18 protein-coding genes and 3 tRNA genes are annotated in these 16318 nt (G+C 70.8%); 16 read left to right on the forward strand and 5 right to left on the reverse strand.

The annotated features are described in order from the left end of the window. Nucleotides 1–122: 122 nt before the first annotated feature. The 3 genes from OAW74_RS15265 to OAW74_RS15275 form a co-directional block, all read right to left on the reverse strand. Nucleotides 123–195 (reverse strand) — tRNA-Phe (locus OAW74_RS15265). Nucleotides 196–277: 82 nt separating this feature from the next. Continuing rightward, nucleotides 278–351, reverse strand: a tRNA-Asp gene (locus OAW74_RS15270). Nucleotides 352–375: 24 nt separating this feature from the next. After that, nucleotides 376–448 (reverse strand) — tRNA-Glu (locus tag OAW74_RS15275). 210 nt (nt 449–658) lie between these two features. Here OAW74_RS15275 and OAW74_RS15280 point away from each other — a divergent pair. Further along, on the forward strand, nt 659–2035 hold the full coding sequence (locus OAW74_RS15280; protein WP_378734175.1) for a M23 family metallopeptidase: 1377 nt from the start codon (nt 659–661) through the stop codon (nt 2033–2035). Nucleotides 2036–2087: 52 nt separating this feature from the next. Here the strand turns inward: OAW74_RS15280 and OAW74_RS15285 are convergent, their stop codons facing one another. Continuing rightward, nucleotides 2088–2621 (reverse strand): inorganic diphosphatase, encoded by a 534-nt coding sequence (locus OAW74_RS15285; RefSeq protein ID WP_262875256.1) that lies wholly within the window; start codon nt 2619–2621, stop codon nt 2088–2090. Nucleotides 2622–2692: 71 nt separating this feature from the next. Between OAW74_RS15285 and tilS the strand changes: the two genes are divergently transcribed. The 4 genes from tilS to OAW74_RS15305 are packed head-to-tail and all read left to right on the forward strand — an operon-like array spanning nt 2693 to nt 6419. Further along, nucleotides 2693–3688, forward strand: coding sequence for a tRNA lysidine(34) synthetase TilS (tilS, locus tag OAW74_RS15290; RefSeq protein WP_262875257.1), 996 nt, complete (start codon nt 2693–2695; stop codon nt 3686–3688). A gap of 33 nt (nt 3689–3721) precedes the next feature. Then, on the forward strand, nt 3722–3991 hold the full coding sequence (locus OAW74_RS15295) for a hypothetical protein (RefSeq protein ID WP_262875258.1): 270 nt from the start codon (nt 3722–3724) through the stop codon (nt 3989–3991). After that, the gene (locus OAW74_RS15300) at nt 3988–5892 is read left to right on the forward strand and encodes an alpha/beta hydrolase family protein (RefSeq protein WP_262875259.1); all 1905 of its coding nucleotides are present in this window, start codon (nt 3988–3990) and stop codon (nt 5890–5892) included. The genes OAW74_RS15295 and OAW74_RS15300 overlap by 4 nt, the downstream gene beginning before the upstream one ends. Further along, entirely contained in the window at nt 5889–6419 is a 531-nt protein-coding gene (locus tag OAW74_RS15305; RefSeq protein ID WP_262875260.1) for a hypothetical protein, read from the forward strand. The genes OAW74_RS15300 and OAW74_RS15305 overlap by 4 nt, the downstream gene beginning before the upstream one ends. A 39-nt stretch (nt 6420–6458) precedes the next feature. Here OAW74_RS15305 and OAW74_RS15310 read toward each other — a convergent pair whose 3' ends face one another. Then, complete coding sequence (locus tag OAW74_RS15310; RefSeq protein ID WP_262875261.1) at nt 6459–7004, reverse strand: DUF937 domain-containing protein; 546 nt, start codon at nt 7002–7004, stop codon at nt 6459–6461. Between the two features lie 102 nt (nt 7005–7106). Here OAW74_RS15310 and hpt point away from each other — a divergent pair, with 102 nt between their 5' ends. From hpt to panC, 11 genes are all read left to right on the forward strand, one after another. Continuing rightward, nucleotides 7107–7658 (forward strand): hypoxanthine phosphoribosyltransferase, encoded by a 552-nt coding sequence (hpt, locus tag OAW74_RS15315; protein WP_262875262.1) that lies wholly within the window; start codon nt 7107–7109, stop codon nt 7656–7658. A gap of 68 nt (nt 7659–7726) precedes the next feature. Beyond that, nucleotides 7727–9733 carry an ATP-dependent zinc metalloprotease FtsH gene (ftsH, locus tag OAW74_RS15320; RefSeq protein ID WP_262875263.1) on the forward strand — a complete coding sequence of 669 codons (2007 nt, stop codon included), beginning with the start codon at nt 7727–7729 and terminating at the stop codon, nt 9731–9733. Between the two features lie 9 nt (nt 9734–9742). Then, nucleotides 9743–10351 (forward strand): GTP cyclohydrolase I, encoded by a 609-nt coding sequence (gene folE / locus OAW74_RS15325; RefSeq protein ID WP_262875264.1) that lies wholly within the window; start codon nt 9743–9745, stop codon nt 10349–10351. Further along, entirely contained in the window at nt 10348–11151 is an 804-nt protein-coding gene (folP, locus tag OAW74_RS15330) for a dihydropteroate synthase (protein WP_262875265.1), read from the forward strand. Before folE ends, folP begins: the two co-directional genes overlap by 4 nt. After that, on the forward strand, nt 11151–11516 hold the full coding sequence (folB, locus tag OAW74_RS15335; RefSeq protein WP_262875266.1) for a dihydroneopterin aldolase: 366 nt from the start codon (nt 11151–11153) through the stop codon (nt 11514–11516). The genes folP and folB overlap by 1 nt, the downstream gene beginning before the upstream one ends. Beyond that, nucleotides 11513–12046, forward strand: a complete 534-nt coding sequence (folK, locus tag OAW74_RS15340; protein WP_262875267.1) for a 2-amino-4-hydroxy-6-hydroxymethyldihydropteridine diphosphokinase — start codon at nt 11513–11515, stop codon at nt 12044–12046. Before folB ends, folK begins: the two co-directional genes overlap by 4 nt. Further along, a complete protein-coding gene (locus OAW74_RS15345) occupies nt 12043–12549 on the forward strand; it encodes a DUF3180 domain-containing protein (RefSeq protein ID WP_262875268.1) in 507 nt (168 codons plus the stop codon). Before folK ends, OAW74_RS15345 begins: the two co-directional genes overlap by 4 nt. Next, nucleotides 12482–13099, forward strand: coding sequence for a PH domain-containing protein (locus tag OAW74_RS15350; protein ID WP_316250231.1), 618 nt, complete (start codon nt 12482–12484; stop codon nt 13097–13099). Before OAW74_RS15345 ends, OAW74_RS15350 begins: the two co-directional genes overlap by 68 nt. Then, nucleotides 13096–14745, forward strand: a complete 1650-nt coding sequence (locus tag OAW74_RS15355) for a PH domain-containing protein (protein WP_262875269.1) — start codon at nt 13096–13098, stop codon at nt 14743–14745. The genes OAW74_RS15350 and OAW74_RS15355 overlap by 4 nt, the downstream gene beginning before the upstream one ends. Continuing rightward, nucleotides 14742–15455 carry a DUF2520 domain-containing protein gene (locus OAW74_RS15360; RefSeq protein ID WP_262875270.1) on the forward strand — a complete coding sequence of 238 codons (714 nt, stop codon included), beginning with the start codon at nt 14742–14744 and terminating at the stop codon, nt 15453–15455. Before OAW74_RS15355 ends, OAW74_RS15360 begins: the two co-directional genes overlap by 4 nt. Next, nucleotides 15452–16312 (forward strand): pantoate--beta-alanine ligase, encoded by an 861-nt coding sequence (gene panC, locus OAW74_RS15365; protein ID WP_262875271.1) that lies wholly within the window; start codon nt 15452–15454, stop codon nt 16310–16312. The genes OAW74_RS15360 and panC overlap by 4 nt, the downstream gene beginning before the upstream one ends. The last annotated feature ends 6 nt before the right edge of the window (nt 16313–16318 follow it).

Raw genomic sequence — 16318 nt, forward strand, 5'->3', positions numbered from 1 at the left:
GGCAGAGATCCAGGCGCCGGGGGAAAGAAGAGGAAAGGACCGGCCCTCACCGGGGAAAGCAAAACCCCCGCCATGTAGAAGCTAGGCGAGGGTTTCTGGGATGACTGTAACGGTCATCCTTGTGGCTCCGACGGGCGTCGATCCCGTGACCTCACGATTTTCAGTCGTGCGCTCTACCAACTGAGCTACAGAGCCATGCAGCATCCGTATCGACGGATCGACGCGATGCCGCATTGCTAAACGAAAGGCCCTTCAGAAAAGGGCCCGTCGCTCAGAGCGACCCTGACGGGACTTGAACCCGCGACCTCCGCCGTGACAGGGCGGCACGCTAACCAACTGCGCTACAGGGCCATGCTTATTGAGTTGTGTGGAAAGTGACCCCAACGGGATTCGAACCCGTGCTACCGCCGTGAAAGGGCGGCGTCCTAGGCCGCTAAACGATGGGGCCGAGCGAACCCTGGGGCTCACGCTTACCGAGGGTCAAGCATATGCGATCCAGAACGGATTCGCGAATCGAGGGCGCGCCCACCCTGCGATGCGGCAGAACCAGGGTGGAATGACCCGATGCGGTTCTGCGCGAGCGGGCGCACTATTGAGTCGAGAAGAACCTTTCACCCGTGTGACTCATGTTGCTAATGTGAACGATGTTGCCTACGGGATGGAGAGCCCGGTGGATCCTGAGCAGAGCTACGACGAGTGCGGCTGCGCGCCCTCGGCGCAGGAGCGCCGCGCGCTCTGGCCGACGCTGAGCCGTCGCGGCGCTCTTGGGCTGGGTGCATTCGGCCTCGTGGCCCTCGGCGCCGTGGCCACGCCGTTCGTCTCGAACGCGTGGGCCGTCGACTACCCCAGCTGGGACGACGTGCAGAAGGCCAAGAAGAGCGAGAGTGCGAAGGCCGCCGAGGTCTCCCGCATCGAAGGTCTGATCTCGGGGCTCCAGTCCGAGGTGGCCCGCACCCAGGCGCTCGCCGAGCAGGCGGCCGACGAGTTCTACGACGCCCAGCAGGCCTATTTCGACGCCGCGCAGCGCGCCGAAACCCTGCAGGAGCAGGCCGACGAGCAGGCCCAGAAGGCGGTGGATGCTGCCAACAAGGCGGGCCAGGTCGCCTCGCAGCTCTACCGCTCGGGCGGCGACGATGCCTCGCTCGAGCTGTTCTTCGCCGGATCGGCGGCCTCTGCCGACGACCTGCTCGCGCGCCTGGGCACGATGGACAAGCTCATCTCGCGCAATCAGTCGGTCTACGCCGAGGCTGTCACGGCGCGTGATTCGGCGCAGAGCCTGAGCGACCAGGCGAAGGTCGCCCGCGACGAGCGCGACCGCCTGCAGCAGGTCGCGGAGCAGAAGATGGTCGCCTCGCAGCAGGCCGCCGACGCCGCCCAGGCGGCGCTCGACGCGCAGCAGGCGAACCTCGCGACCCTCGAGGCGCAGCTGGCCGCCCTCAAAGACAGCACGGCGAAGACGATCTCCGAATACAAGGAGGGTGTCGAGGCGCGCCGCAAGGCGAAGGCGGAGGCCGAGCGCAAGGCGAAGGAAGAAGCAGAGCGCAAGGCGAGAGAGGCCGCGGAGAAGGGCGGCAGCTCCGGCGGCTCGAGCGGCGGCAAGGGCGGCTCCACGACCAGCTCCGGCTGGGCGCGCCCCTCGTCGGGCTGGCGCACCTCCGGCTACGGCCCCCGCACCGTGCAGTGCGGCAACAGCTACTGCTCCAGCGGCTTCCACTACGGCGTCGACCTCGCCGCCGGGTGCGGTGCGGGCATCTATGCGGCCCACTCCGGCACGGTCGTCTACGCGGGCTACAACGGCGGCTACGGCAACTACATCAAGATCGACCACGGCAACGGCATCGGCACCGGCTATGGCCACATCCGCAACGGCGGCATCTACGTGCGCTACGGCCAGACGGTCAAGGCGGGCCAGCTGATCGCCGCAGAGGGCAACACCGGCAACTCCTTCGGCTGCCACTGCCACTTCGAGACCTACGTCAACGGCTCGCCGGTCAACCCCATCACCTTCATGGCCAAGCGGGGCATCTCGGTCTGAAAAGCGAAAGAGGCGGATGCCGTCAGCATCCGCCTCTTTCGCGCACGACGCGTCAGATGGTCTTGGGGGCGTGCCCCTCGCCCTGCGTGGCGGTCTGCGCGCCCTCTGCCTGGAAGCGGTCGAAGGCCTCCGCCACGAGGCGCTCGGCCTCTGCGGCGTTCGCCCACTCGTCGACCTTGACCCACTTGCCGGGCTCGAGGTCCTTGTAGTGCTCGAAGAAGTGGCCGATCTCGCCGCGGGTCCACTCGTCGATGTCGTCGACGTCCTGGATGTGGGCCCAGCGGGGGTCCTTCGCCAGCACGGCGACGACCTTGTCGTCACCGCCGGCCTCGTCGCTCATCTTGAGCACGGCGACGGGACGCACCTTGGCCATGACGCCGGGGTAGAGGTCGCGGTCGAGCAGCAGCAGCACGTCGAGCGGGTCGCCGTCTTCGCCGAGGGTGTCTTCGAAGAAGCCGTAGTTGGCGGGGTATCCCATCGGGGTGAACAGCACGCGATCGAGGAACACGCGACCGGTGCCGTGGTCGACCTCGTACTTGACGCGGCTGCCGCGCGGGATCTCGATGACGGCGTCGTACGCGCCCATGGTGGTGCTCCTTCGGAGAGTCTGTGAATGGCCGCAGTAAAGCCTAGTCGCGGGCCGGATACCGTGGGGGCATGCCCGACCGCAGACCAGGCCTCGACCCCGCCGTCGCCGAGGTGCGCCGTGCCGTGCGGACCGCGCTCGACACGGTGCCGACCGGCGCAACCGTCGTGGTGGCGCTCTCGGGCGGAGCCGACTCGCTCGCCCTCGCGGCCGCGACCGCGTTCGAGGCGCCCAAGCGGGGCGTGCGGGCGGTCGCGCTGACGATCGACCACGGTCTGCAGCCGGGATCGGCGGATGCGGCCGCCACCGCCGCCGACCGGGCCCGCGCCCTGGGGCTCGGGGCCGAGGTGGTCGCCGTCGAGGTCGCCGAGGAGGGCGGCCCGGAGGCGGCCGCGCGCGCCGCGCGCTACGGTGCGCTGGCGGCGGCGGCGACCCGGCTGAACGCTCACGCGGTGCTGCTCGGCCACACCCTCGACGACCAGGCCGAGACGGTGCTGCTGGGCCTCGCTCGTGGCTCGGGATCCGGTAGCCTGCAGGGCATGGCGCCGACGGCATCCGTGCACGACGCGACGCTGCTGCGGCCCCTGCTCGACGTGCGCCGCGCGACGACCCGCGCAGCCTGCGTGGCCGAGGGCCTCGACCCGTGGGACGACCCGCACAACGTCGATGAGCGCTTCGCCCGCGTGCGGGTGCGCGAGCGCGTGCTGCCGGTGCTGGAGGCCGAGCTCGGCCCCGGCGTCGCCGAGGCGCTGGCGCGCACGGCGGCGCAGTCGAGAGAAGACGCCGAGGCGTTCGCCGAGATGATCGACGAGACGATCGAAGACATCGTCGAGCACGCCGAAGCGGGAATCTCGGTGTCGGTCGCGGCGCTCGCGGCCAATCCCGCAGCCCTCCGGCATCGCATCATCCGGCACGTCGTCGACGCCGAGTTCGGGCAGAGCCTCACCCGCACCCAGACCCTCGAAGTCGCCCGCCTGGTGACGGAATGGTCGGGCCAGGGCCCGATCGACCTTCCCGCGTGCACCGCGGCACGCAGCGGTGGGCAGATCGTGTTCACCGCCCGCTGAGACGTGCGCGCCCCCTAGGGTGGGGGCAGGATCATGGCCGACATCGAATATGCCAACGCAGACTTCGACGCCGCTGTCACGTGTCTCACGCAGGCCGGGGAGTCGGTGTTCGAGGCGTTCTGCCCTGCCTTCTCGGTGCTCGGCTCGTCGGTGGTCGAATCGGCGCTCGTGGGCGTCGACGCCGTCGTGAAGGCGGCGATGACATCGCTCGCGGGCGCGGCGACCGAGCTCGCCACCGACACCACCACGGTGCATGACGAGCTGCGCCGCACCGATGCCGCGCTCGCGGGGAGCGACGGGTGAGTCTGCCCGGCATCGCCGCAGACCCCGCTGGCGGCAGCGTCGAGTCGGCGCGCGGATTGGCCGCCTTCTTCCGCTCGCGGGCCGAGTCGGAGCGCGTCCGCAGCACGAGCGCCGTGCGCGCGCTGACCGCCCTCAACCCGGTGACGGCGCAGAGCGTCGATGCGCTGCGCCCTCGGATCACGCTGCTCAGCGACCGCCTCACCCGCACCGCGGATGCGGCAGACACCGCCGCCGGCATCCTCGACGACTACGCCGACGCGCTCGCCGACCTGGCGCTGCGCGCCGACCTCGCGCTCACGCGGGCGCAGGACGACTACGCCGCGATCTGGTCGCGACGGGCGGAGGCGCTCAACGCGACCTCCGAGGGACTCGTGGGCTGGTCGCTCGGCTGGGACGACGTGCTGCCCTCGTGGCTGTATCTCGACGATGCCTCCTACCTGCGGCGCTGGCAGGGCGCCATCGACGAGTACCGCTCGTCTCGAGCCCACTACAACGCCCTGCACGACGAGCGCGAAGAGCTCGATCGCCGCACGGCCGACCGGCTCTCGGGCATCTCGCTGGTGGCCGAGCTCACGCACGACGGTGCCGTCGGGCTCGGCGGAGTCGCCGCATCCGCCGCCCTGTGGGCAGGTGACACCGATGCGCTCACCGCCGCCCAGATCGCAGGGCTCGGCGACCCCGCGCTCGTGCGGCGCGTATGGGACAGCCTCGACGAGGGCGACCGGCGCCGGCTCACCGAGGCCGATCCGCAGATCATCGGTAACCTCGACGGGCTGCCGATCGCCGCGAGGGTGGCCGCCAACCGCATCTCGATCGAGCGCGAGATCGCCGCGCGGCAGGCCGAGATCGACCGGCTCGAGGGACTCAGAGATCAGGCGCACGCGTCGGCCTACCACTCCGAGTCCGGCATCGACCGCGTCTACGACGACCTCGTCGCCGAGCAGCAGACGCTCATCGACTACTACCGCGGGCTGCTCGACCAGAAGGTGTACTGGACCGATCGCGACGGCACGCAGCGCCTCGACACGGGGGCGCGCGTCGTGGTCTTCGACCCGTCGCGCGGGGCCATCGCGACCTACCACGGCGCGCTCGACCCGGCCACCGGCGACATCCCGTCGTGGGTGGTGAACGTCGCGATCTCGGTGCCGGGCACCGGCTCGAACATCACCGACTTCGGCGATGCGCGCGCAGCCGACCTCGCCCGCGCCGCGGGCGCGTCGACGGCCGTGTTCCAGTGGGCGGGCGGCGAGTTCCCGCAGAGCATCCCCGAGGCGATGAGCACGTCGTATTCGCACGACCTGGGGCCGCGGCTGCGCGACTTCGCGGCCGGGGTGCAGGTGTCGACTCCTGCCACGCTCACGGTGCTCGGCCACAGCTACGGCGGCGCCGTGGTCGGCCTCGCCGAGAAGGCGGGGCTGTCGGCCGACCGCGTGCTGTACGTCGCGGCGGCCGGCATGGGCGACGGCGTGCAGGGGGTGGCCGACTTCCCGAACACCTCCGATGTGCCCCACTACGCGATGATGAGCCGCAACGACCTCGTGGTCGGGCTCATCCAGGCGAACGAGAGCGACCCCATCGCCCTGCACGGGCAGACGACGCTGCACGCCGACGGCGTCACGCGGCTCGAGACCGGCCGCATCGTCGACTCCGACATGGACAGCGCCCACATCGAGGATTACAACGTGCCGGGCAACGGCACCCCGTCGTCGATCGACAGCCACTCGTCGCTCTACACGGTGGGCTCGACCGCGTTCGACAACATGGTCGCCGTCATCACCGGCGGCCAGGCCGAGGTCTACGCCGAGAGCCAGACGATCGTCACCGTGAGCGGGCCGGTCGTCATCGACGGGCTCGACCGCGACGACTACACCCCCACCTACATCACCGTCTCCGGCGGATGACCGACACGATGGACACCATGCGCCGAATCGTCGCGACCGCGGTCGCCGCCCTGCTCGCACTCACCCTGGGAGGCTGCACGATGCAGACCGACAGCAAGCTCGACGACTTCCGGGTCGAGGCCGAGCGCCTCACCGACGACCTGACCGCCCAGATCGCCGCCGACGCGATCGACGAGATCGTCGGCACCGAGTCGCAGGCCCGCTACGGCGACACGAACTCCGCCGAGCAGAAGCCGACCGATCCCGCGTGGTGGCAGGTCTACCGCACCATCAACCTCGTGAGCGAGCCCGACGCCTCGGCGACCGCCGCCTCGGCGATCTCGGACCACCTCGCCGCCGACGGGTGGACCGAGGAGCGGGTGCGCGAGACCGAGGAGGGGCGGCGCATCGCCGACGGCTTCCGCAAAGACACCGACGACGGCCAGTGGTACATCGAGGTCACGTGGGTGACCACCGCGCCCGAGATGGCCGAGACGATCGAGCTGACCGTCGTGAGCCCCGAGACGGTCCGCGGCGACGCAGACTGAGCGGATGCCGGGGCCCCGGCATCCGCGTCGCGCGCGCGGCTACTTGCCGCCGCCGAACAGGCCGCCCAGCATGCCGCCGATGTCGATGCCGCCGCCCGACTTCGCGCCCGACCCGCCTCCGAGCAGGCCCCCGATGAGGTCGCCGATGCCGCCGCCGGACTCTCCCGTCGAGGCGCCCGCCGCGCTCTGGGTCGTGCCCGTCTGCTTGCCCGCGAGCATGCCCATCACGATCGGCGCGAGCATCGGCAGGAGCTGGCCGAAGTCGATGCCGGCTGTCTTCGGCTCATCGGTGAGCTTCTGGGCGACTTCGCCCTGGCGCCCGCCGAAGACGTGACCGAGGATCTTCTCGCCGTCGGCGGTGTCGACCGCGTTCAGGTCGACCGCGCCGGTCGTGCCGGCGTGGCTGCCCAGCGCCTTCTCGAGTGCGGCGGCTCCGTCGGGAGTCGACGCGTTGTGCTGCAGTCCGCTGAGGATCGTGGCGCCGCCCTCTTTCACCGCCTTCTGCGCCGTGGCCGGGTCGACGCCCAGTTGCGCGGCGATCTGATCGATCGGGAGTTTCGAGAGGATGTCGTCGAGCCCTGCCATAGGGAGTCCTTCCGTCGCGCCGGGCACCATCGCCCGTCGCGCTCAGCATAGAGACGGCTCGACCCCTGCAGCAGGGGGTGCGCCCGCACGTAGAATCGGCCCATGCGCGCCGCCGACGTTCAGAGTGAGATCACGAAAGTCCTCGTCACCGAGGAGCAGATCCGGGCCAAGCTCGATGACATCGCGGCGCGTGTCGTCGCCGACTACGAAGGGCGCGATCTGCTGCTGGTGGGTGTGCTCAAGGGTGCCGTCATGGTGATGGCCGACTTCGCCAGGTCGCTGCCGCGCGAGATCACGATGGACTGGATGGCGGTGTCGTCGTACGGCACGGGCACCAAGTCGAGCGGCGTCGTGCAGATCCGCAAAGACCTCGACAGCGACCTGACCGGCAAGCACGTGCTCATCGTCGAAGACATCATCGACTCCGGGCTGACCCTGAGCTGGCTGCTGGAGAACTTCGCCTCGCGCGGAGCCGCGTCTGTCGAGGTGTTCGCCCTGCTGCGCAAGCCGGATGCCGCCAAGGTCGAGGTCGACTGCCGCTACATCGGGTTCGACATCTCGAACGAGTTCGTCGTGGGCTACGGCCTCGACTATGCGGAGAAGTACCGCAACCTGCGCGACGTCGCGGTGCTCGCGCCCCACGTCTACGCGTAGCCGGCGGCGTACGCCGTGGGCGAATCCACAGAGTCGGCATAGGCGGCCCGCGATACCCTGATCGCACCATGGATTTCAAGAAGATCACCCGCAACCCGCTCTTCTACGTCCTGATCATCGGTCTGTTCCTCATCGTGGGGTTCTCGCTGATCTCGTCGTTGGGCGGTACGAAGCAGATCACGACCCAGCAGGGGCTCGAGCTGCTGGCGGGTGACACCGTGACCGAGGCGACGATCACCGACGGTGATCAGCGTGTCGACATGACCCTCTCGAAGGAGTTCGAGGGCGCCACCGACGTGCAGTTCTACTACGTCGCAGCCCGCGGCGACGAGGTCGTCGAGGCGGTCACGGCGGCCGATCCCAAGGACGGGTTCGACGACGCGGTGCCGCAGACCAGCTGGTTCGCCAGCCTGTTCTCGATCCTGCTGCCGGTGCTGCTGCTGGGCCTGCTGTTCTGGTTCCTGCTCTCATCCGCCCAGGGCGGCGGCAGCAAGGTGATGCAGTTCGGCAAGTCGCGCGCCAAGCTCGTCACGAAGGAGAGCCCCACGGTCACCTTCGCCGACGTCGCCGGCGCCGACGAGGCGATCGAAGAGCTCGAAGAGATCAAGGACTTCCTCAAGGATCCCGCGAAGTTCCAGGCCGTTGGCGCCCGCATCCCGAAGGGTGTGCTGCTGTACGGCCCCCCTGGAACGGGCAAGACGCTGCTGGCCCGCGCCGTCGCGGGCGAGGCGGGCGTGCCGTTCTATTCGATCTCGGGCTCCGACTTCGTCGAGATGTTCGTCGGCGTGGGTGCGAGCCGCGTGCGAGACCTCTTCAACCAGGCCAAAGAGAGCGCCCCCGCCATCATCTTCATCGACGAGATCGACGCCGTCGGCCGCCACCGCGGCGCCGGCATGGGCGGCGGTCACGACGAGCGCGAGCAGACGCTGAACCAGATGCTCGTCGAGATGGACGGCTTCGACCCCAAGGCCAATGTGATCGTCATCGCGGCGACCAACCGCCCCGACATCCTCGACCCGGCGCTGCTGCGCCCCGGCCGATTCGACCGCCAGATCGGCGTCGACGCCCCCGACCTCAAGGGCCGCCAGCGCATCCTCGAGGTGCACGGTCGAGGCAAGCCGCTCGCCGACGGCGTCGACCTCGAGGTCGTCGCGCGCAAGACCCCCGGCTTCACCGGTGCCGACCTCGCCAACGTGCTCAACGAGGCTGCCCTGCTCACCGCCCGCAGCAACGCGCAGCTGATCGACAACCGCGCGCTCGACGAGGCGATCGATCGCGTCATCGCCGGCCCGCAGCGCCGCACGCGCGTCATGAAGGACAAAGAGAAGCTCATCACCGCCTACCACGAGGGCGGCCACGCGCTGGCTGCCGCGGCGATGAACCACACCGACCCCGTCACGAAGGTCACGATCCTGCCCCGAGGCCGCGCCCTCGGCTACACGATGGTGCTGCCGGTCGACGACAAGTACTCGGTCACCCGCAACGAGCTGCAGGATCAGCTCACCTACGCGATGGGCGGCCGCGTCGCCGAAGAGATCGTCTTCCACGACCCCACCACCGGGGCCAGCAACGACATCGAGAAGGCCACCGGCATCGCCCGCAAGATGGTCACCGAGTACGGCATGACCACCGATGTCGGCCCCGTCAAGCTCGGCCAGAGCTCGGGCGAGGTGTTCATGGGCCGTGACATGGGCCACGGCCGCGAGTACTCCGAGACCGTCGCCGAGCGCGTCGACGTGCAGGTGCGCCAGCTCATCGAGCAGGCCCACAACGAGGCTTACGAGGTCATCAACGCCAACCGCGACGTGCTCGACAAGCTGGCCCTCGCACTGCTCGAGAAAGAGACGCTCGACCACCTCGAACTGGCCGAGCTCTTCAAGGACGTCAAGCGGCTGCCCCCTCGGCCGCAGTGGCTCTCGAGCGACGACCGCCCCGTGTCGCTGCAGCCGCCCGTGGAGGTTCCTCGGCAGCCTGCACCGGCCGCGCACGCCGCGAGCGTGGAGGCCGAGACGGCTCCCGCCGCGACCGGCCCGGTGCGTCGCCCCAGCGGACAGGCCCGACCCGCGACCGCGTAGGCTCTGGTCGTGGCCGTCGATTCAGAGCGCGTCGCCCGGCTCGTGCGCGAGCTGCTCGAGGCGATCGGTGAAGACCCAGACCGGCCCGGCCTGCGTCAGACCCCGCAGCGGGTCGCAGACGCGTACGCGGAGTTCTTCGCGGGTGTGGGAGAGGATGCCGCCGCCCCGCTCGCCAACACGATCTCGGTGAGCAGGGGCCCAGCTCCCGAGACCCTTCCCTCGGGTGCCGTGATGCTCCGGGGCATCCGCTTCCGCTCGGTGTGCGAGCACCACCTGCTGCCCTTCCGCGGGCATGCACATCTGGCCTATCTGCCGGGCGAGCAGGTCGTAGGGCTGGGGGCGCTTCCCAAGGTCGTCGACATCCTCTCGTCGCGCCCGCAGGTGCAGGAGCGACTGGGCGAGCAGATCGCCGACACGATCGCGGGGTCGCTCGACGCCCGCGGCGTGCTGGTCGTGCTCGAGGCCACCCACGAATGCGTCACGATGCGCGGTGCGCAGCAGTCCGACTCGTCGACCGTGACGATCGCGGCTCGCGGCGAGCTCGCAGCGCCCGCGGCGCGCGCCGAGCTGATCGCCCTGCTGGGCACCCCGGGCGCCGCGGGGACCGCCGGCCGATGACCGCTCTGATCATGGGCATCGTCAACGTGACGCCCGATTCGTTCAGCGACGGCGGCCGCTACCTGTCGCACGATGCCGCCATCGCGCACGGATTGGCCCTGATCGCCGACGGTGCCGACATCCTCGACATCGGCGGCGAGTCCACCCGACCGGGGGCGGCCAGGGTCACCGCGGCCGAAGAGCAGCAGCGGGTCGTGCCGGTCATCCGGGAGCTCACCGCGGCCGGTGCGACGGTGAGCATCGACACGATGAACGCGCAGACGGCGCTCGCCGCCGTCGAGGCGGGCGCGCGCATCGTCAACGACGTGTCGGGCGGCATGGCCGACCCCGACCTGCTGCCCGCCGTCGCCGGCACCGACGCCGACATCGTGCTGCAGCACTGGCGGGGGCCTTCCGCCGACATGTACGCGAACGCGGCCTACGACGACGTCGCCGCCGAGGTCGCCGCCGAGCTGCTCGCTCGCCGCGAGGCAGCGGCATCCGCCGGAATCCGCCTCGAGCGCGTCATCCTCGACCCCGGCATCGGCTTCGGCAAGCGCGGCGAGCAGAACTGGGCGGCGCTGCGCGCGACGCCGCAGCTCGTGGCGCTGGGTTCCCGGGTGCTCATCGGCACGAGCCGCAAGCGGTTCCTGGGCGACCTTCTCTCGGAGGCGGATGCCGACACCCGCCGCCGCGACCTCGCGACAGCCGTGACGAGCGTGCTGGCCGCCCAGGCCGGGGCGTGGGCGGTGCGCGTGCACGACGTGGCCGCGACCCGCGACGCGCTGCGTGTCGTCGCCGCGTGGGAGGGTGAGAGGTGATGGACCAGATCACTCTGACGGGGCTGCGCGTGTTCGGCCGGCACGGCGTGTTCGCCCACGAGCGCGAGAACGGTCAGCACTTCGTCATCGACCTCGTGCTGACCGTCGACACGCACGAGGCGGCGCGCACCGACGAGGTCACCGACACGGTGCACTACGGCGAGGTGGCCGATGCGGTCGCCGAGATCGTGGGCGGCGAGCCGGTGGCCCTCATCGAGGCGCTCGCAGCCCGCATCGCGACGGCGGTGCTCGCCTTCGACGGCGTCTCGCGCGTGCAGGTCACGGTGCACAAGCCACAGGCCCCGATCGCGCACGAGTTCGCCGATGTCGCCGTCACGATCACCCGCGCGAGGGCTGAGGTGTGAGCCGCCGTCTCGCGCAGGGCTTCACCGGCGCCGACCGCAGCGGCGAGGGCGCTCCGGTCGAAGCCGTCGTGGCGCTGGGCGCCAACCTGGGAGACCGCGCCGCAACCCTCGCGGCGGCCCTCGACGAGCTCGCGCGTCTGCCATTGGTCGACGGCGTGCGGGCGGCGGAGCCGATGGAGTCGGTCGCCGTCAAGCCGGAGGGGCCGGATGCCGACGCCCCCGCCTACCTCAACACGGTGGCGCTCGTGACGACCAGGCTCGCCCCCACCGTGCTGCTGGCGTATCTGCACGCCATCGAAGACCGCCATGGGCGGGTGCGCACCGAGCGCTGGGGTGACCGCACGCTCGATCTCGATCTCATCGCCTACGGCGACGCCCGCAGCGACACCGAGACCCTGACCCTGCCGCATCCGCGAGCCGCCGAGCGCGACTTCGTGCTGCGGCCGTGGCTCTCAGTCGACCCCGACGCGGTGCTGCCCGGTGCCGGTCGGGTGGCCGAGCTGCTGGCCAGGCTGGAGACCGGCTCGTGAAGCGCACCGGTTCTCTGGCGCTGCTGATCGCCGCCGTCATCGGCCTTGTCGCCGGCTTCTTGATCGACCATGCCCTCACCGTGGTCGGCCGAGCCACCTTCACTCCCGCGTGGACGCTGCCGGTGCTGCTGATCGTGCTCGGCGCGTTCGATCTGGCTCTGGCCTGGCCGATCCGCCAGGCGACGACGGGCAAGGCCACCTCGGCGGTCAATCCGTTCCGCGCGCTGCGCGTGGCGATGCTCGCGAAGGCCTCCAGCATCGTGGGTGCCGGTCTCGCCGGCTTCGCGCTGGGGCTGCTCGCGTTCCTCCTGACCCGCCCCGTCGTGCCGTCGGTAGGCTCGATGGCACCGACCATCGCGACGGTCGTCGCCGGCGCCGTGCTGGTGGCGGCCGGACTGATCGCCGAGTTCCTGTGCACCATCCGGAAGGACGACGATGACGAACAGCCCGGAGGCGTCGACCCCGGACTCCCCGACCCCGGCGTCACCCCCTCTCACCACTGAGCAGCCCGCCGCGGCACCACCGGCGGTGCTCGACGAGGGTACCTACGAGGCGCTCATCGAGCCGCGCTCGCCGCAGCGACTCGAGCTCGACGGCACGTGGCACCAGATCTCGCGGAACTACCTGTGGGTTCAGGTGATCAGCCAGGGACTGCTGATCCTGGTCGTGGCGGCGGCCGTCGTCGTGATGGTGCTCGCGTTCGGATGGCTGTGGCCGCTCATCCCGGGCGGCATCCTGCTCGTGATCCTGATCTGGACCCTCGCGATCCTGCCGAGGCAGGTGCGGGCCATCGGCTACCGCCTGCGCGAGAACGACCTCGTCTTCCGCAAGGGCATCCTCTGGCAGCGGATCGTCGCCGTGCCCTACGGGCGCATGCAGCTGGTCGACATCACCCACGGGCCGCTCGACCGCGGCTTCGGCATCGCCCAGCTCAAGCTCGTCACCGCCGCGGCCTCCACCGGGGTCACGATCCCCGGACTCACCCAGGGCGCGGCCGAGCAGCTGCGCGACACCCTGATCGCCGTCGCCGAGTCTCGCCGGACGGGGCTGTGAGCAGCATCCCCGCCGGCACCGACGACGCGCCCGCGCCCCGCCCCGCGGAGGTGCGATCGCCGCTGAGCGACGGGCAGTGGCACCGCCTGCATCCGCTCACGCCGCTCTTCCGCGGCGGACTCGTGCTCGTGATCGTCGCCGGCGTCGTGATCTCGAACCTGCGCGATCGGCTCGTGGAGTTCTTCCTGCCGAGCGTCGTGCCTGGGCTCGATCCCGACGACGTCGAGGACTTCGAGCAGAACTCCGGCGATCCGATCGACTTCATCCTCGCCAACAACCTCCTGCTGTGGGCGCTGCTGGCCCTCCTCGTGGTCGTGCTCGTGCTCATCGGCATCTTCTACCTGATGTGGCGCTTCCACACGTTCCGCATCACCGGCGACGACGTCGAGGTGCGCCAGGGCGTGCTCTTCCGCAGTCACCGTCGCGCCCCGCTCGACCGGGTGCAGGGCGTCAACCTCACCCGCCCGATGATCGCGCGACTGTTCGGCATGGCCAAGCTCGAGGTCGTCGGGGCGGGTCTCGACGCCAACGTCAAGCTCGAGTACCTCTCGACCGCGAACGCCGAGACGGTGCGCGCCGACATCCTGCGCCTGGCCTCGGGCGTGCAGCTGGCGGAGGCGGATGCGGCCGCCCCCGGTCGGCATGCCTCTGCCGCGTCGGTGGTCAGCGCCGGCATCACGGGGCTCATCGTCGGGGCAGAAGACCCGGCCGCCGAGCCGGAGTCGGTCGTGCACATCCCGGTCGGCAGACTCATCGGCTCGCACGTGCTCAGCGGCACGACGGTGTCGCTCCTCGTCACGATCGCCGTGATCGTGGTCGGCGCGATCGTCGGCACGCCCTGGCTGCTTTTCGCCATGATCCCGACCGCGATCACCTTCGCCGCGGTCTGGGTGCGCTCGATCACCAAGTCGCTGCGCTACTCGATCGCGCCGACGGCAAGCGGCGTGCGCATCACGTTCGGGCTGTTCACGACCATCACCGAGACCCTGCCGCCCGGTCGCGTGCACGGCGTCGAGGTGAGCCAGCCGCTGCTGTGGCGCGCGAAGGGCTGGTGGGCGATCCGCGTCAACCGGCTGTCGGGTCGCAGCGCGACCGACGGTCAGGCCGACCAGTTCGCCACCGTGCTGCCCGTGGGCACCCTCGACGACGTCGAGCGGGTGCTGCGGCTGCTGCTGCCGGGGTTCGACGAGGCCGACTGGCCGGCCGTGTTCGCGCACGGGCTGCTCGGCCCCGTCGAGGCCGACCCCTTCACGAACACGCCGCGCCGGGCGCGGCTGCTGCGACCGCTGTCGTGGCGACGCAACGGGTTCGTGCTCGCCGAGGGCGCCCTGCTGCTGCGCCGCGGGTTCGTGTGGCGCAAGCTCGCGATCTTCCCGCTGGCGCGCGTGCAGAGCGTCGGCATCACGCAGGGGCCGGTGGATCGGATGCTGTCGGTGGCGAACGTGCGCGCGCACACGATCCTGGGGCCCGTCGACGGGTCGCTCGGCATCATCGACCGCGCCGCGGCGCTGGAGCTGTTCGCCGATGCGGAGGCCGCCGCCGTGCGGGCTGCGGCCGGTGACCGCAGCCACCGCTGGGCGGGGGCGCCGCAGCATCCGCCGATCGCCGTCGCTGCGCCGATCACCGCGGGGGAGACGGAGGCATGACCCGCGACGGACGGCTCGGAGTCGGGGTCATCGGGGCCGGCCGCGTCGGACCGGTGATCGCCCTGGCGCTCGCCGACGCGGGACACGCCCTTATCGGGGTCACCCGCGGCTCCGACGACGCGCGCGTCGAGGCGCTGCTGCCCGGGGTCGAACTGCTCGACGCCGTCGAGGTGGCCCGGCGCAGCGAGCTCGTGGTCGTGGCGGTGCCGCACGATCAGCTGCCGGGGCTCGTGTCGGGGCTCGCCGAGGTGGGCGCCTGGCAGCCGGGGCAGCTCGTGCTGCACACCGACCCTGCGTACGGCACCGCGGTGCTCGCGCCGGCGATGGCGCAGGGCGCGATCCCGCTTGCGGTGCACCCGGCGATCGCCTTCACCGGCACCTCGATGGACCTGCGCTCGCTCACCCACGCGTATGCCGCCGTGACCGCGCCGGGCCCGGTGCTGCCGATCGCGCAGGCGCTGGCGGTGGAGCTCGGGTGCGAGCCCGTCGTCGTCGCCGAGGCCGATCGAGCCGCCTACGCCGAGGGCATCGCGACGGCCACCGAGTTCTCGCGCTCGATCGTGCAGCAGTCGGCCGATCTGCTGCGGGCCGCAGGCGTCGGGAATCCCGGTTCGTATCTGGCCAGGCTCGTGCACTCGACGGTCGACGACGCGCTGACATGGGCCGGTGGCGAAGCCCCGACCCTGCCCGCCGATACGATCGACGAATGATCCGCACCACCGCGGCGCTGCGCACCCGACTGGCCGAGGCCAGAGCCGCAGCCGCCAAGGCCGACGGCAGCCCCGCGCGCGTCGCCCTCGTCTCCACGATCGGCTCGCTGCACGACGGGCACATCGACCTCATCCACACCGCGAAAGAGATCGCCGACATCGTGGTCGTGTCGATCTTCGTCAATCCGCTGCGGTTCCGCACGACGGCCGAGTTCGAGGCCTACCCCCGCACGCCCGACGACGACGAGGCGCTGCTGGAGTCGCTCGGCGTCGACGTCGTCTTCGCCCCCGACACGGCGGAGCTGCTCCCCGACGGCACGGCGACGACCAAGGTGAGCGCCGGCGACCTGGGCCTGCGCTACGAGGGCCGCAGCCGCCCGTTCTACTTCGACGGGCTGCTCACGGTCGAGGCGAAGCTGCTGAACCTCGTCGAGCCCGATGCCGTCGTGTACGGGCAGCGCGACCGGCAGCGCGCGTTTCTCGTGCGCCGCATGATCCGCGATCTGTTCTTCCGTGCGGAGGTCGAGACGGTCGAGACCGTCCGCGGCGACGACGGTCTGCCGGTCTCTACGCGCGTGGGGATGCTGGAGCCCGCCGACCTCGCCGCGGCGACCAAGCTCCCGCTGGCGCTGGAGGCGGCGGCATCCAACGCCGATCGCGGAGTCGATGCCTGCATCGCCGCCGCGCAGTCCGCGCTGATGGGCGAGCCGCGCATCAGCCTGGACTACCTCAGCGTCGTCGACCCCAAGACCTTCCTCCCGGTCGACGAGGGCCACGGCGGGCCTGCTCTGGCGCTGATCGCGGCCACCGTCGCGGGCCACCGGTTCATCGACAACGCCGAGATCTACCTGGGCTGACGGCGA

This window comes from Microbacterium fluvii, from assembly GCF_025515205.1.
GTDB classification, from domain to species: domain Bacteria; phylum Actinomycetota; class Actinomycetes; order Actinomycetales; family Microbacteriaceae; genus Microbacterium; species Microbacterium fluvii.

What these genes read in the sequence shown, in the direction of transcription:
- hpt (WP_262875262.1), top strand. Translation starts at nt 7,107, where the DNA reads ATGCGCGCCGCCGACGTTCAGAGTGAGATCACGAAAGTCCTCGTCACC.
- OAW74_RS15285 (WP_262875256.1), bottom strand. Translation starts at nt 2,621, where the DNA reads ATGGGCGCGTACGACGCCGTCATCGAGATCCCGCGCGGCAGCCGCGTC.
- OAW74_RS15280 (WP_378734175.1), top strand. Translation starts at nt 659, where the DNA reads ATGGAGAGCCCGGTGGATCCTGAGCAGAGCTACGACGAGTGCGGCTGC.
- OAW74_RS15295 (WP_262875258.1), top strand. Translation starts at nt 3,722, where the DNA reads ATGGCCGACATCGAATATGCCAACGCAGACTTCGACGCCGCTGTCACG.
- OAW74_RS15310 (WP_262875261.1), bottom strand. Translation starts at nt 7,004, where the DNA reads ATGGCAGGGCTCGACGACATCCTCTCGAAACTCCCGATCGATCAGATC.
- tilS (WP_262875257.1), top strand. Translation starts at nt 2,693, where the DNA reads ATGCCCGACCGCAGACCAGGCCTCGACCCCGCCGTCGCCGAGGTGCGC.
- folP (WP_262875265.1), top strand. Translation starts at nt 10,348, where the DNA reads ATGACCGCTCTGATCATGGGCATCGTCAACGTGACGCCCGATTCGTTC.
- OAW74_RS15350 (WP_316250231.1), top strand. Translation starts at nt 12,482, where the DNA reads ATGACGAACAGCCCGGAGGCGTCGACCCCGGACTCCCCGACCCCGGCG.
- OAW74_RS15305 (WP_262875260.1), top strand. Translation starts at nt 5,889, where the DNA reads ATGACCGACACGATGGACACCATGCGCCGAATCGTCGCGACCGCGGTC.
- OAW74_RS15360 (WP_262875270.1), top strand. Translation starts at nt 14,742, where the DNA reads ATGACCCGCGACGGACGGCTCGGAGTCGGGGTCATCGGGGCCGGCCGC.
- ftsH (WP_262875263.1), top strand. Translation starts at nt 7,727, where the DNA reads ATGGATTTCAAGAAGATCACCCGCAACCCGCTCTTCTACGTCCTGATC.
- panC (WP_262875271.1), top strand. Translation starts at nt 15,452, where the DNA reads ATGATCCGCACCACCGCGGCGCTGCGCACCCGACTGGCCGAGGCCAGA.
- folB (WP_262875266.1), top strand. Translation starts at nt 11,151, where the DNA reads ATGGACCAGATCACTCTGACGGGGCTGCGCGTGTTCGGCCGGCACGGC.